The organism is Clostridium sp. BSD2780061688st1 H5, from assembly GCF_005845155.1.
Classification (GTDB): domain Bacteria; phylum Bacillota; class Clostridia; order Lachnospirales; family Lachnospiraceae; genus Claveliimonas; species Claveliimonas intestinigallinarum.
On the sequence record NZ_SPGT01000004.1, the window covers coordinates 59215 to 74348 of the forward strand.

16 protein-coding genes and 1 pseudogene are annotated in these 15134 nt (G+C 51.5%); 1 reads left to right on the forward strand and 16 read right to left on the reverse strand.

The genetic code is table 11. The features are described 5' to 3' along the window. Positions 1-56: 56 nt before the first annotated feature. Both FGQ86_RS03920 and FGQ86_RS03925 read right to left on the reverse strand, forming a co-directional pair. Entirely contained in the window at positions 57-467 is a 411-nt protein-coding gene (locus tag FGQ86_RS03920; RefSeq protein ID WP_033124928.1) for an RNHCP domain-containing protein, read from the reverse strand. Then, positions 451-843: an RNHCP domain-containing protein gene (locus FGQ86_RS03925; protein ID WP_138303050.1), complete on the reverse strand. Its 393-nt coding sequence runs from the start codon at positions 841-843 to the stop codon at positions 451-453. Before FGQ86_RS03925 ends, FGQ86_RS03920 begins: the two co-directional genes overlap by 17 nt. A 757-nt stretch (positions 844-1600) precedes the next feature. On the opposite strand from FGQ86_RS03925, the pseudogene FGQ86_RS16660 reads away from it, so the two are divergent. Further along, a pseudogene (locus FGQ86_RS16660) lies at positions 1601-1855 on the forward strand (FKBP-type peptidyl-prolyl cis-trans isomerase); the annotation flags it as partial. On the opposite strand, the gene FGQ86_RS03935 reads toward FGQ86_RS16660, so the two are convergent. The 14 genes from FGQ86_RS03935 to recA all read right to left on the reverse strand — a co-directional run bounded on the left by FGQ86_RS03935 (position 1845) and on the right by recA (position 15007). Next, positions 1845-2756, reverse strand: a complete 912-nt coding sequence (locus tag FGQ86_RS03935; protein ID WP_138303052.1) for a DMT family transporter — start codon at positions 2754-2756, stop codon at positions 1845-1847. The pseudogene FGQ86_RS16660 and the gene FGQ86_RS03935 overlap by 11 nt on opposite strands. After that, complete coding sequence (locus tag FGQ86_RS03940; protein WP_033124867.1) at positions 2746-3591, reverse strand: AraC family transcriptional regulator; 846 nt, start codon at positions 3589-3591, stop codon at positions 2746-2748. The genes FGQ86_RS03935 and FGQ86_RS03940 overlap by 11 nt, the downstream gene beginning before the upstream one ends. A 155-nt stretch (positions 3592-3746) precedes the next feature. Beyond that, on the reverse strand, positions 3747-4448 hold the full coding sequence (locus FGQ86_RS03945; protein ID WP_033124866.1) for a hypothetical protein: 702 nt from the start codon (positions 4446-4448) through the stop codon (positions 3747-3749). 230 nt (positions 4449-4678) lie between these two features. Next, a complete protein-coding gene (locus tag FGQ86_RS03950; protein WP_347562474.1) occupies positions 4679-5206 on the reverse strand; it encodes an SMI1/KNR4 family protein in 528 nt (175 codons plus the stop codon). Between the two features lie 83 nt (positions 5207-5289). Next, positions 5290-5769: a 23S rRNA (pseudouridine(1915)-N(3))-methyltransferase RlmH gene (gene rlmH / locus FGQ86_RS03955; RefSeq protein ID WP_033124864.1), complete on the reverse strand. Its 480-nt coding sequence runs from the start codon at positions 5767-5769 to the stop codon at positions 5290-5292. A 99-nt stretch (positions 5770-5868) separates the two neighbouring features. Next, positions 5869-7257 (reverse strand): NADPH-dependent glutamate synthase, encoded by a 1389-nt coding sequence (gene gltA / locus FGQ86_RS03960; protein WP_033124863.1) that lies wholly within the window; start codon positions 7255-7257, stop codon positions 5869-5871. Further along, on the reverse strand, positions 7257-8144 hold the full coding sequence (locus tag FGQ86_RS03965; protein ID WP_033124862.1) for a sulfide/dihydroorotate dehydrogenase-like FAD/NAD-binding protein: 888 nt from the start codon (positions 8142-8144) through the stop codon (positions 7257-7259). Before FGQ86_RS03965 ends, gltA begins: the two co-directional genes overlap by 1 nt. Before the next feature lie 167 nt (positions 8145-8311). Continuing rightward, positions 8312-9493: an iron-containing alcohol dehydrogenase gene (locus FGQ86_RS03970; RefSeq protein ID WP_033124861.1), complete on the reverse strand. Its 1182-nt coding sequence runs from the start codon at positions 9491-9493 to the stop codon at positions 8312-8314. A gap of 199 nt (positions 9494-9692) precedes the next feature. Next, the gene (locus FGQ86_RS03975; RefSeq protein ID WP_033124927.1) at positions 9693-10430 is read right to left on the reverse strand and encodes a tyrosine-type recombinase/integrase; all 738 of its coding nucleotides are present in this window, start codon (positions 10428-10430) and stop codon (positions 9693-9695) included. Positions 10431-10483: 53 nt separating this feature from the next. Next, entirely contained in the window at positions 10484-11020 is a 537-nt protein-coding gene (locus tag FGQ86_RS03980) for a hypothetical protein (RefSeq protein ID WP_033124860.1), read from the reverse strand. 89 nt (positions 11021-11109) lie between these two features. After that, entirely contained in the window at positions 11110-11652 is a 543-nt protein-coding gene (locus FGQ86_RS03985) for an NUDIX hydrolase (protein WP_033124859.1), read from the reverse strand. 70 nt (positions 11653-11722) lie between these two features. After that, complete coding sequence (rny, locus tag FGQ86_RS03990; RefSeq protein WP_033124858.1) at positions 11723-13276, reverse strand: ribonuclease Y; 1554 nt, start codon at positions 13274-13276, stop codon at positions 11723-11725. Between the two features lie 72 nt (positions 13277-13348). Next, on the reverse strand, positions 13349-13966 hold the full coding sequence (locus FGQ86_RS03995; protein ID WP_033124857.1) for a regulatory protein RecX: 618 nt from the start codon (positions 13964-13966) through the stop codon (positions 13349-13351). A 3-nt stretch (positions 13967-13969) separates the two neighbouring features. After that, complete coding sequence (gene recA / locus FGQ86_RS04000) at positions 13970-15007, reverse strand: recombinase RecA (protein ID WP_033124856.1); 1038 nt, start codon at positions 15005-15007, stop codon at positions 13970-13972. Between the last annotated feature and the right edge of the window lie 127 nt (positions 15008-15134).

Sequence of the window (15134 nt, forward strand, 5' to 3'; positions counted from 1 at the left end):
CTCAGTTCTCCTTCCCAGTTCCTGCTTTCTCAGATCCTTCACCTGCGCTCCTCCGCCTATCCCTCCATGGAGGCTGTCATGTCCCGGATCTCCTCCCTGGAGATGGCGCTGCTCCCAAAGGGACGCATGGCCAGGGCCATGAGCTTCATAGGATTGTCGTCCGCCGCAATGCGGTTTGAACCGATCTTGCCGCACCGCTGACACCGATGCAGGATGGCCCACTCCCCGTTCTTTCTCACCCACACGCCGATGGGCTCCATGCGTCCGTGACAGTCCGACGCCCTGTCCCCCGGCTCCTGGTCCAGATGCAGACTGTACAGGCAGTTGGGGCAGTGGTTCCTGTGGCCGCTCCCTGCTCCCGCCGGCACCACCGGCCATCCGCACACCTTGCACGTAAAGGGATCCATACAGGGATGTGTCCTGAAATACTTCTTGTCATATTTGCGCTTTTTATTTTCTCTGTTCATTTTTCCTTCCTCCTCGTTTTATCTCTCCCTGACCTCCCATGATCCTTGTCAACTCCTCCATTTTCTCAATGGGGAAGGGAGGGGAGGACAGGGGCTTTGACGCGATGGACATGACCTTGATGAGATTGTCCCTGTCTGACATCTCCACAGCAGTCATCTCCCCGCAGAGTCTGCACCGCTCCACGATCTCCCAGGCATCGCTCTCTCTCACCCAGATGCCTACCGGCTCCAGCATGCCCCCGCACTCGCCTCCCTCTTCGTCCGTCTCATGTATGCCGGACAGGCAGTTGGGGCAGTGGTCCGGCCAGCTCTCTTTTTCGTCCAGGTTTGATGTCCAGCCACAGCTGGGACAGATATACTTTGTTTCTTCTTTCATGATCTTTCTCCTCCAAGTCGTCGATTTGCGCCCTTTTATGCTCGGAACAAACCGGACAGGTCCTCTTCAGAATAAAAAAAGGACAACCCATTGATCCGGGTTATCCGTCTGTCTGCCCTGCTGTATCAGGCTCTGAAAAATCCACACAAAAATTTCGCAGAAAAATCCCGCAGGAAATAGAACTGCCTTTCAATAAAAAGCCAGCCTGATGTTACTATCCGCAGACAGATACAACAAATAAACCCATCTCAATGCTGAAGATGAGACAAAATCCGTTGTTCCTTTTGTTAGCGAATAGCCGACATCAAGCCACCTCCCTTGTTTTGCTCTCCACATCATAGCACAGCCGGCCTGTCTGTACAAGCCCTGAGCCCTCTGTTTTGTGCAGATTTTTTTATTTCTCTGTAAAAATCACAGTTTCACCATATTTTCTCTGTAAAATAAAAAAAGATATTTTAATGAAACGAGGTAAGATCACACTATGAAAAAAGAAAACCGAAAAATGGCACAGCAGCGGAGAGCCCGGGAGCGCCGCAAAAAAGAGCGCATACGGAAGCTCAAAAAACTCCTCATCATCGCCATCCCCTGCCTTGCCGTCATTATTCTCATTACAGCCATCGCTCTCTCCTCCCGGTCCTCATCCGGGGACAGCTCCTCTGCCGACACGGCTGCGGAAGACACATCCGCCGCAGATGCGTCAGATACCGGCATCAACGATACGGACAGCCCTTCCTACTCAACTGACACCTCTCTCACTGTGGAGAGCGGAGACACTGTCAACATCGACTATGTGGGAACGGTGGACGGCGTGGAGTTTGAGGGAGGCAGCACAAATGGCTCCGGCGCGGATCTGGAGATCGGCTCCGGCTCCTACATCGACGGCTTTGAGGATCAGCTCATTGGCGCCCACCCCGGCGACACAGTGGACGTCACTGTCACCTTCCCGGAGGACTATGGAGTGGATGAGCTGAATGGAAAGGAAGCTGTGTTCACTGTGACAGTCAATGGGATTTACGAATAATATTTCTCCTGCCGCCCCATTTACCTTCCGAGAGCAAAAGCCCTGCCAGAGTGAGGACTGTCCCGGCTCCGGTCATCCATGTAAAGGGCTCCCGCAGGATCACCACTGAAGCTGCCACGGTAATGACAGGAACCAGATAAATGTAAACGCTGGTCTTGACCGCGCCCAGCAGCCGGACCGCGAAATTCCACGTGACAAAGCAGAGCGCGGATGCCCCTAATCCCAGAAAGAGGATGTTCAAAAGATAGACAGGGTTCGCAAACCGATCCAGCTCCAGCCTGAAATCAAACAGGAACAAGGCCGGGACCATAAACAGAATGCCGTAGAAAAAGATCCTTCTCGTTGTCAGGATCGTATTGTATCCGTATCCGCTGATCCTGCGCGTGAGAATGGAATAGCAGGCCCACAAAAAGGCGGCCAGCAGGGCCAGCAGATCCCCTGTCGGATTGAGCTGCAGGGCAGAGCCGTTGAAGCTGATCAATGCAATCCCTGCCATCGCGATGAGAAATCCCACAAAGAAAGCAGCCCCCAGCTTCTCCTCCTTCTTCAGGAGCAGATGGGACAAAATGGCCGTAAAAAACGGAGCCGCGGAGATGATGACCCCCACATTGGAAGCCATTGTATAGGTCAGCGCAATGTTTTCCATCAGGTAGTACAGACATACGCCGCACAGTCCTGCGGTGCCAAATACGATCTCCTGTCTGAGCGTTGTCCCTGTCAGCCGGCGGGGACAGACGATCAGGAGGGCCAGAAGTCCCAGGACAAATCGGAAAAAGAGGATTTCTACAGGCTGGAAATCCACCAGCAATACCTTTGTGGAGATAAAGGTAGTCCCCCAGATCAAAATTGTGAGCAGAGCCGCCAGGTGCCCTCTTGATGCTTTATTTTCCATGCTGTCTGTCCTCCGTTCTGTTCTTTTTCAAAAAAATATCCCGGTAGGCACCGGGCGTAAAGCCGATAAACCGGCTGAAATAATTTGTAAAATGGCTCTGGTCGGAAAATCCTGTCCGCAGGGCTGCCTCTGCCGGAGGCACTCCCTTCTCCAGCAGCTTCTTCGCCGCGCCAATGCGGATATTTTCAAGATAACAGTAGGGCGTGACTCCCTTTGCCCTGACAAATGCCCTCAGCAGCGTGGACTTGCTCAGCCCTGCCTGGCGGCATATCTGGTCCAGACAGATGCGCTCCCCATAATGTCTCTCCATGAACGCACAGGCCCTCTCGATCTCTTCCCGGCACTCCGGGACACATTCCTCAAAGGGCTGTCCGCATCGCCCCAGGAGCAAAGACAGCACAAGGAGAAGATTTTCTTCCTTTCCAAATTCGCGGGAGCCCTCCATGACAAGCCCGTGGAGAGGGCGCAGATAACAGGAGATCTCCTCGTCGCGGAGCACGGTTTCTGAAAATCCCGGAAGACTCCGCCTGCCTGTCACTTCCCCCATCAGATCCAGCATAGTCTCCTTTGAGATGTTAAATCCCCTGTAGTCCAGGGCTCCTCCGTCCACCTGAACACAGGCATGGCTGTCGCCCGGATTGAACAGGACCACATCGCCCCTGCGGATCATGTACTCCCGGTTCCTGCAGGACAGGCGGCGCTCCCCCTCCTCCACAAAGCCGATCACATAGTACTCATGGAAATGGTTGGGAAAGGGCTGGGCTATGCCCTTAAAACGGTAGGCTTCCAGTCCCAGCTCCTCATCGTACACCGCAGTCTTTGTCTCTTTTCTCATAGCCCGCCTCCCATTAACCCCTGTTCAGGATCTTGCATTTTATTCAGCCCTTCTATTGTAGCACAGGGCATGGCCGGAGGGCTTGTAAAATATCTTCAAATCTCTGTCTGCCTCTACAGATACGAAGTTTTCCTGTCCATCCACATAGAGCTCACTCATTTCTTTGTAGTAATTTTTTTCGCGTCAACATGCCGCAGAAGATATGCGTCCATGTCCTCAATACCTGTCATGGTCTGATTTAGCGACACACGCTTATCTTTTGTGTAAAACCTAACCTTTTGTATCATCTCCCAGCCGGAATCCATCTTAACCTTTCGGACAACCCTGGTTATATCGGACGCAGAAAACTGCCAGGTTCTTCCTGCCGCAGGCCTGACCGTTACGACAGCCCCCTCGGCTGTAATCCGGAACCTCCATATCTGAAGCGCCCAGGCAAGGAATGGGCTGGCGAGGAGAACAGTCACAATACCGAAACCTGTGGTAAATCTCAGACTTGCAACATCCAGCACAGCTATGAGCAGAGCAGGAAAAAGCAGGGACACGACCACCACGGCCACGATGACCAGATACGTTTTGGAACAGTATACCTCCGTTTTCAGTCCAAGCTCGTCTTCAAACATCACCTGGCCATCAGAGCTGAAAAAGAGTATTTTTGTGCCAGTGTCTTTTCCATATCGTGTCGCCTGATAACTCAGGTCAATCCTGTCCTGCTCTGTCGCCTCACCGCTGTGCCGGACCCATTCGATCGAGTCAGCCAGTGCGCAAAATTCTCCAAAGCAGACTTCCCCGTCAAATCTTGCGATATTCCCGGCATCATCTTCAATCTGTACGTAGCATTTTGTTCCTGTAACCTTCATATTACAGCGTCCCTTCCTGTGATGCGTCTCTCCTGATATGCTCCTCCGGCATAGGCCAATTCATACGCAGCTGTTGGCATATAACTAATCGAAGATTTTATTGGTTGTCAAGTTTGACATTCCCGGACCATCCCATTCGCAGGGTCTTTCCTTCAAATCCCCTTTTCCTGTATAACATATCTGCTGTTAATATATTTATTCTCACGTCCATATCTAATCTTCAATAGTGGTTAATCTTCTAACTCAAAATCCTCTTCGTTTACAAGGCCAAGGATAAATTTCTCGAAGCTATCTGCCAAAGGAGTGATTTTGTAGTCCCACTCCTGGTCCACATGCACTACTTTGGGTTCCCCGTCTGGACCGCACTCCCGATAATCCAGAAAAATCATATCATGTCCGGCACTGGGGCAGTCACAAATAGCCACTCCGATAGCAGGGTACTCCCATTCTTCAATCATAAACTGACTCCCAAACTCCCCACATAACGAATATGTTTTCTCTCTTCCAATACCGAAAATTCCTGTGATAGCTACATGGTCATCTGCCCAGCTGGTAGGCTCATCAGTAGGGAAACAGGTGTTGACAGGAATACCTCCGTTATGTTGCTTCATCAGCCAAATATAAGAAACTGGCAGCTTGTAGCCCAATTCCTGCTCAACGCTGGCGATCAGTTCATCAGACGGCAATTCGCTGACATATTCTTTCAGCGCGTACTCACTGTCTTCCCAAAAGTTTGTAAAATCAAATCCTTCAAACATTCTCTGCACACCCCCAAATTCCAATCATCGCTCTGAAAGCTCACCACCCATACCATATTACAACCAAATACGAAAAACCGCACTTACTTATGATATGGCTCCCCATTGATAATCCTGTAGCTCCTGTACACCTGCTCCAGCAGGATGACCCGCATGAGTTGGTGGGGAAAGGTCATCTTCGAAAAGCTGAGGGCAAAGTCCGACCTTGCCATCACCTCTCTGGCAAGCCCTATGGAACCGCCGATGACAAAGGCAATGCTGCTCTTGCCGGACAGCCCAAGGGCATTGATCTTGTCCGCCAGCTCCTCGGAGGAGAGCATTTTTCCCGCAATCTCAAGAGTGATCACGTACATGTCTTCTCTTATATGCTTCATGATACGCTCTCCCTCTTTTGCGCGGATACTTTCCTCTGCCGCCTCGCTGGCCTGGTCCGGCGTCTTCTCATCCGCCACCTCTATGATCTCCAGCCTGCAGTAGCGGCCAAGCCGCTTGCTGTACTCGGCGATGGCATCCTTCAGATACTTTTCCTTTATCTTTCCCACTGTGATCACTGTGATCTTCACCTATTCTGTCTCCTCCTGTTCACCCACACAAAATAAAACAAAAAAAGGGAGAGGGCCGGGCTAACCCGAATTCCTCTCCCGATCAGTTCACTTTTCAGTCTATTTCTGTGACAGCAGCTCGTGGATACCCTTGGCTCCTGCCTTTCCTGCGCCCATGGCGAGGATGACCGTGGCAGCTCCTGTGACCGCATCTCCGCCGGCAAATACGCAGGCCTTTGATGTCTGGCCGTTCTCCTCTTCAGCCACGATACATTTTCTCCTGTTTGTCTCCAGCCCCTTTGTGGTGGAAGCGATCAGCGGATTCGGTGTCGTGCCAAGAGCCATGATCACTGTATCCAGCTCGATCTCATACTCGGAGCCCGGGATCTCGATAGGACGGCGTCTTCCGGAGGCGTCCGGCTCTCCAAGCTCCATCTTGATCACCTTCATGCCCTTCACCCATCCGTTCTCATCCACAAGGATCTCCTTCGGGTTGGTCAGCAGGTTGAACACAACGCCCTCTTCCTTTGCGTGGTGAACCTCTTCCACTCTGGCGGGAAGCTCTGCCTCGCTCCGGCGGTATACGATGTGCACGTCAGCGCCGAGCCGCAGTGCTGTTCTGGCCGCATCCATGGCCACGTTTCCGCCGCCTACAACCGCCACCTTCTTACCTGCGGCAATAGGAGTGTCGTAAGAGTCGTCAAAGGCCTTCATCAGGTTGCTTCTTGTCAGATACTCGTTGGCAGAGAAGACGCCGTTGGCCGTCTCTCCCGGGATGCCCATGAACATAGGAAGTCCGGCTCCTGAGCCGATAAACACAGCCTCAAAGTCTTCCTCCTCCATGAGCTGGTCAATGGTAGTGGACTTGCCGATCACAACGTTAGTCTCAAACTTCACGCCCAGCTCCTTGACCTTCTCAATCTCCTTCTTTACCACCTTCTCCTTGGGAAGACGGAATTCAGGGATACCGTATACAAGCACGCCGCCCAGCTCGTGGAGGGCCTCAAACACAGTCACATCGTAGCCCAGCTTGGCAAGGTCGCCGGCGCAGGTAAGACCTGACGGGCCGGAACCGATGACAGCCACCTTGTGGCCGTTCATCTTCTCCGCTTTCTGGGGCTTGATATCATTTTCAAGGGCGTAATCAGCGACAAAGCGCTCCAGCTTTCCGATGGATACAGGCTCACCTTTGATACCCCTGATACATTTGCACTCACACTGGGACTCCTGGGGACATACCCGCCCGCAGATGGCCGGCAGGGCGGAGGACTCTCCGATCACCTTGTAGGCCCCCTCGATATCCCCGTCCTTCACCTTTGCGATAAATCCCGGGATATTGATAGACACCGGACATCCCTGGATACATTTTGCGTTCTTGCAGTTCAGGCAGCGGGATGCCTCCTCCATTGCCTCTTCCTTGTTATATCCATAGCAAACCTCGTCAAAGTTTGTCGCTCTTACCTTTGGATCCTGCTCTCTGACAGGAACTCTCTTTAACATATCTGCCATTATTCGTCACCTCCACAGTTGCCGCATCCGCCATGATGGGTATCGCCTTCCTGTAATTTCAGCAGAGCCCGGCCCTCCTGGGTCTTGTACATCTGCTGTCTCTTCATCGCCTCATCAAAATTCACAAGATGTCCGTCAAATTCCGGTCCGTCCACACAGGCAAACTTGATCTCGTCGCCCACGTGGAGACGACAGGCGCCGCACATGCCGGTTCCGTCCACCATGATAGGGTTCATGCTGACAACAGTCGGGATGCCCAGCTTCTTTGTGAGCAGACAGGTAAACTTCATCATGATCACCGGTCCGATGGCCACGCACAGGTCATATTTCTTTCCCTCGTTTACCAGCTCCTCGACCATGGTCGTAACCATACCCGCATGGCCGTATGTACCATCGTCTGTACAGGGGTAGTAGTTTCCGGCCACAGCTCTCATCTCATCCTCCAGGATGAGCATATCCTTTGTCTTGGCGCCGATGATGACATCCGCGTCAACACCGTGCTCCTTCAGCCATTTTACCTGGGGATAAACAGGAGCGGATCCAACGCCGCCTCCCACAAAGAGGATCTTTTTCTGCTTCAGGCTCTCTATATCTTCATGGACCAGCTCTGAGGGACATCCGAGAGGTCCTGTGAAATCCTGGAACGCATCTCCCGCCTTCAGGGCTGCAAACTTCTCTGTAGACGCGCCAACTGTCTGGAACACGATGGTGATAGTTCCTTCCTCCCTGTCATAGTCACAGATCGTCAGAGGAATTCGCTCTCCCTTTTCGTCCAACTTCACTATCACAAACTGCCCTGGCTCACAGTGCCTTGCGACACGCGGTGCTTCCACATCCATAAGATAGATCTTATCAGCCAGTTTTTCAGCTTTCCGTATCTTATACATCTTGCATCCTCCTAATCATCAAACTTATTTTATAATAATCCAAACATAGAGAAATAGCAATAATTTATCACTGAATTTGTTTTAATTTGTTTTAATAATCTGAAATGAGACAGGCGCCTTTTAATGGGCGCCCGTCCGCTTGATCCTGCGATCCGCTGTAAGATTTTTTAGAAATCAACCTCTGTTCCATAGTATGTACAGGTGAGAAGCTTCTCCATTGTAGCCGGGTCGATGGCACGCGGGTTGGAGCCTGTGCACGCGTCTCCCACTGCCAGCTCCGCAATCTTCGCAACCTTCTCCTTAAACTCATCCTCGTTGATACCGAAGTCCTTCAGCGTCTTCGGGATGTTCAGTCTCACGTTGAACTCATCAATCTTCTCGCAGAGGCTGTTGATGAGCGCCTTCTCTGATGTTCCCGGAAGTCCCATTCTGCGGGCGATCTCCGCATACCTCTTGGCCGCCGTCTCATCCTTCGCATTGTATTTGATTACGTAGGGCAGATAGATGGCGTTTGCGCAGCCGTGGGGAATATGTCCTGTTGAGAAGGCGGCGCCTGTCTTGTGTGCCATGGAGTGGACAATGCCCAGGAGAGCGTTGGAAAATGCCATTCCGGCCAGGCACTGCGCATAGTGCATCTGCTCTCTCGCCTCCATGTTGCAGTTGTAAGATGCAGGCAGATAGTCCAGCACCATCTCAATGGCCTGCAGGGCAAGAGGATCTGTAAATGGTCCGTGAAGCGTGGACACATAGGCCTCAATGGCGTGTGTCAGCGCGTCCATTCCTGTATAGGCAACCTGTTTTACAGGAAGCCCGGCTACGAGATCCGGGTCGACAATGGCGATGTCCGGTGTGATGTTAAAGTCAGCAAGCGGATATTTTACGCCGGTCTGATAGTTTGTGATAACGGAAAATGCTGTAACCTCTGTAGCTGTTCCCGATGTGGAGGGGATCGCCGCAAATTTCGCTTTCTGTCTCAGCTCCGGGAAATTAAAGGGGATGCACAGATCCTCGAAGGTTGTATCCGGATACTCGTAGAAAGCCCACATTGCCTTGGCAGCGTCGATAGGTGAGCCTCCGCCCATGGCAACGATCCAGTCTGGCTCAAAGGCTCTCATGGCCTCAGCGCCTCTCATGACAGTCTCAACAGACGGATCAGGCTCCACGCCCTCAAACGTCTGCACCTCCATGCCGGCCTCCTTCAGATAATTGACTGCCTTGTCCAGAAATCCCTGGCGCTTCATGGAGCCGCCGCCCACTACAAGGATCGCCTTTTTGCCCTTCAGGTTTTTCAGCTCCTCCAGGCTTCCCTTTCCATGATAAATGTCTCTTGGTAAACAAAATCTGCTCATTGCTGCTGCATCTCCTTTTTGTGATATTGATCGGGCAAAGCCGACCTTGTTAATTATTTATCAATATTATAGCTCTCTTTCTGTGCACATGCAATAACTTTCACAGAATTTGGAGATTTTTTTTTAAGAAATGCAACAAGGCCGACAGTCCTCAAAACTGTCGGCCTCTCTTACTGTTATTCTGACTTTTCTTTTTACATCAGGAATGGCGCAGCATGCTGGGAGTGATGGTCCCCTCGATGCCTGCCTTGGCGGCATAGCCCTTCAGGATCTTCCAAAAGCCCTGTCTGCTCATCTTTCTGCCGCTGATATTCGGGAAAAGCACGTCCGATCCATGTCCCTTGAGCAGCGGCTCCCGTCCGTTCTTCAGATACGCCTTCATAGCTTTCAGCGCCTGCTTGTCGATCGGGTACGCGTTCTGATTACCTGGAAAATGGCATTGCAGATAGCCCATCTCCAGATTGACATCCTGTATCTTGAGACTTACAAGCTCCTCCACCATGATTCCTGTGGAATACAAAAGCTCGATCATAGCCTTGTCCCGGAGCAGCTTTGGCGTCTTTCCATTTGGAATGGCAAGAACCTTCTCCACATCCTCCTTGGAGGCGCTCTTCGGCTCCCTGCGCTCGATCTTTGGACTGGTCAGCCCCTCTGACACATCCTCTTTGATATATTTCTTTTTGAAGAGATAGTTAAAAAATCCCTTGATTGAAGCCACATTTCTGGATATAGTCGTATTGGTCAGCTTCTGTTTCTCCATGTGAAGCATATAGGAGTTGAGGTTTGTCGCCGTGATCTGCGCCACTTCATGAATTCCCTGAGAGTCCAGATAACGCACGAGCTTCATAAGATCACGCCTGTACGCCATCTCTGTGTTCAGAGAAATCCCCTTCACTTCTTTTAAATACTCTACATACTCTAACACTATTTTTTCCATACTCTTTATCTCCCATCGTATACTCTAAATTATACGAAGAAATAACGAAAAAATCAAATTGTTTTTAGAAATATTTTCAGAAAAATTGGATTTAAATAACTTTCCGATATAATTCCAACTCCAATCGTCAGAATAGTACCCACTGTTTTGGCCGAATTCCACGATGCCCTGGGGAAAGAATAGAAATACCAGAGGACGATTCCGTACCCGGCGATATAGAAAAGCGCCTGAGGGATAATAGCAGCCAGACAGAACAGGATCCCCACAGGTCCCAGCTTGATCACAGCGGCGGTAAAAAAGAGTCCGCCCAGGAAGCCTGTCCAGACGAGCACAGCAGCCACGATCCATCTGCGGAGCTTCTTCATCTGCCCCATCAGGGCGATAACCCCCAGCAGTCCGGCGCGGACCGACAGGATGTACCAGAAATAGTCCTGCGTCTGGATCTCCGCCTGGGTGTACTGCTCCAGAAAATAATCGCTGAAAATGCCCGCCGCCAGTATATGATCCCGGGCCCCTGTGTTGGCGTACAGAATTCCTCCTACAAAGCCCGCCAGGCACAGGGCCAGGAATATTTTCCCATAACTGCGCATATCCACTCTTCCTCCCGCCGCAAAGATACTTCATTATATGCCGGCCAAGAGGAAATATGCCCTCTGTCCTTACTCTTTTCCCCTTCCCTTTACTCCTTGCCGTATTTTACCGCGTAGGCCAGGATGGCCGCCACGGTCTTGGAGTCCTGAATCTCCCCGCTGAAGATCTTCTCCTTCAATTCCGCCAGGGTACAGGCCTGCAGGTCGATATATTCATCCTCATCCAGATGCTGATGGGAGGGGATCAGGTCCCTGGCCGCAAACACCTCTATCCTCTCATTGCAGAATGCGACTGTGGTTCTGAGGACAAGAAGAGGCTCCAGATGCTCACAGCGGTAGCCCGTCTCCTCCTCCAGCTCACGGGACGCACAGGCAATCCCCTCCTCCTTCGGGTCATCCAGCTTACCTGCGGGTATTTCCAATGTAAATCTGTCCAGCGCGTTTCTGTACTGCTTTACCATCAGGATCCTGCCGTCCGGGAGCACCGGTATCACCGCCGCAGCTCCGTCGTGATGGATATAATCCCATTTTGCCGTGTGTCCGTCCGGGAACTGGACTGTATCCTGGTAGACATTGATCACAGCTCCCTCATATGCCAGCTTTCTGTCTATCCTCTTGATCTCATTGCTCATGTTTTCTTCCCTTTCTTTTCAATATAAAAGACCAGCCTGTTACGGCTGGTCTTCTGCTTTCGGTTTACATTTATTTGGCGTAGTCTGTTACCCTGGATTCCCTGATAACATTTACCTTTATCTGCCCCGGATATTCCAGCTCATATTCAATCTGCTTGGAAATATCTCTGGCCAGTAATACCATATCTGCGTCAGATACTTGCTCTGGAACTACCATAATACGAATCTCTCTACCTGCCTGAATAGCAAAAGATTTTTCAACACCCTTGAACTGGTTGCTGATATCTTCTAATTGTTTTAATCTGTTTGTGTATGTCTCAATCGTCTCTCTTCTCGCGCCCGGTCTTGCAGCGGAGATCGTGTCTGCCGCCTGAACGATACATGCGATCAGAGACTCTGGCTCAACATCGCCGTGATGTGCTTCCACTGCATTGATGACGGTCGGTGACTCCTTGTACTTTCTGCACAATTCAACACCAATCTGGATATGTGATCCTTCCACATCGTGGTCGATGGATTTGCCGATATCATGTAAAAGGCCTGCCCGCTTCGCAAGACGGACATCCAGTCCGATCTCCCCTGCGAGAAGTCCCGACAGCTGTGCCACCTCAATTGAGTGCTTCAGCGCATTCTGACCATAGCTGGTCCGGAATTTCATTCTTCCCAGAAGTCGTATCAGTTCCGGATGAATTCCATGCACGCCGACCTCGAGTGCCGCTGCCTCTCCTTCCTCACGGATCACTGCCTCTACTTCTTTCTGGGCCTTTTCCACCATCTCCTCAATTCTTGCCGGATGGATACGACCGTCCACGATCAGCTTCTCCAGAGCGATCCTTGCGACTTCACGCCTGATGGGATCAAACCCTGATAATACAACCGCTTCGGGTGTATCGTCGATGATCAGCTCTACTCCTGTGAGAGTTTCCAGCGTACGGATGTTTCTTCCTTCACGTCCGATGATCCGTCCCTTCATCTCATCACTTGGAAGCTGAACGACTGAAATCGTAGTTTCTGCCACATGATCAGCAGCGCATCTCTGAATGGCGGTGACAACATATTCCTTTGCCTTCTTGTCCGCCTCTTCCTTGGCCTGCGCTTCCATCTCCTTGATCATTTTTGCAGTGTCATGTTTAACATCTTCTTCAACAGTTTTTAACAGATATTCTTTTGCCTGTTCGGAGGTTAGTCCTGAGATTCTTTCTAGTTCCTGTACTCTTTGTCTGCTCAGCTCATCCACTTTCGCTTCACGAGCCTTAAGCTGCTCTTCCTTTGCTGTAAACCCTGCTTCCCGCTTTTCCATAGCATCGGACCGTTTGTCCAAAGCTTCCTCCTTGGAGAGGACTCTCTTTTCATAACGCTGTAACTCTGCTCTTCTCTCTTTTGTTTCTTTCTCGAGCTCATTCTTTGTTCTGATAGATTCTTCCTTAATTTCCAAGAGGGATTCCTTTTTCTTGGCCTCCGCTGTCTTCACCGCATCATCAATGATCTCGCGGGCCTTTGTCTCCGCACTTCCAATCTTTGACTCGGCATTCTTCTTCAGATTGGAGACTGTCACGAAATGACTGATAACCGCTGCTGCTATCACGAGAACCACAGCCACAGCAATGATTATAACATTCGGCACAGGAGCACCTCCTTATTAAATTTTCATTGTACAAATACAACAGTTAAATTTTATACTGTTTTCACAAAGATGTCAAGTATTCCAGTCGGAAACTTGTATCACTTGACGGACGTCCTCATAGCGGTATCCTTTCCGCAGAAAATAGGCGCATAACTTCTGCTTTTCCTGGAGTGTGGCACGCTCCGGATCAAAGTGTTTTTTCTCTGCCAGACGGCGGATCGCCTCCTGTGCGTCCTCCCGGGTGTAAGATTTTTCCAGAGCCTCCTCCGCCTGCTCGCGGGAAAGCCCTTTCCGAAGAAGATAGGCCTGCAGCTCCGCCCTGCTCTTCTGCCCTTTGCGGCTGTCCACAATGTTCTCCGCCAGGCGCCTGTCGTCCAGGTAGCCGAAAGACTTCACATAGTCCATCGCATTCTCCACAATGCTCTGCGGATACCCGCCCTCAGAGAGCTTCCTGCGCAGCGCCTCCTCGGACCGGTCGGATATCTCCAGCAGCTTCATAGCCCGTACTCTGGCGCGCTTTATGAGCAGCTCCCGGATCTCACTGTACTCCTTCTCCCCCAGGGGCTGTCCCTCCCTGATATGATAGCGGGACAGCTCGCCCCTGTACAGAACAAAGGCGGGCTGTCCGTCAAGGTACACTCTGTATCTGGACCTGGACCCAAACATGGCTTCTATCTGTGTGACTGTCATCTTCTATTCCTCTGCCTCAGCGTTCTCCTGCGTCTCTTCCTCGCTTCCGTCAATGTGGTAGTAGGCTCTCACCTTGGCCTCCAGCTCCTCCATCACCTCAGGGTGCTCTGCTAGATAGCTCTTGGCGTTCTCTCTTCCCTGTCCGATCTTGTCGCCGTTGTAGGCATACCAGGCGCCGCTCTTGTTGACAAGGTTGATGCCGGTGGCCAGATCCAGTATATCTCCCTCACGGGAAATACCCTTTCCGAACATGATGTCGAACTCCGCCTCCTTGAAAGGAGGAGCAATCTTGTTCTTCACGATCTTCACACGCACATGGTTTCCAACGATCTCTCCGCCCTGCTTCAGGGTCTCCGTCCTTCTCACGTCCATCCGCACGGAAGCGTAGAACTTCAGCGCCCGCCCGCCGGTGGTTGTCTCCGGATTGCCGAACATGACGCCCACCTTCTCGCGGAGCTGGTTGATAAAGATCACAACGCAGTTGGACTTGCTGATGACAGGGGTCAGCTTTCTCAGGGCCTGGGACATGAGTCTTGCCTGCAGTCCCACATGGCTGTCTCCCATGTCGCCCTCAATCTCCTGTCTGGGCACAAGAGCCGCCACGGAGTCGATGACAATGATATCCATAGCTCCGGAGCGGACCATCGTCTCCGCGATCTCCAGCGCCTGGTCACCGCTGTCCGGCTGGGATATGTAGAGCTCATCGATATCCACGCCGATATTCTTTGCGTACACCGGGTCAAGGGCATGCTCGGCGTCGATAAAGCCTGCAATACCTCCCCGCTTCTGCACCTCGGCGATCATGTGCAGGGCCACCGTCGTCTTACCGCTGGACTCCGGTCCGTAGACCTCCACCACGCGGCCTCTTGGCACGCCGCCCAGCCCCAGCGCCAGATCCAGGCTTAAGGAGCCTGTGGGAATGGTCTCCACATGGACATGGGCCTTGGGATCTCCCAGCTTCATGACGGTGCCTTTTCCAAAATCCTTTTCCAGTTTTGCAATCGCGGCATCCAATGCCTTCTTCTTATCTTCACTTGCCATAATCTCTTTCTCCTTATCAAGCACGAACGGATGTTCGCTCCTATGTACAATATAGTATTATAGTTGCCCTCAAATGTCAATAAAGTTTTGACATTTTCTTTTTCGGGGATGCCCCTCTCTGTCCTGT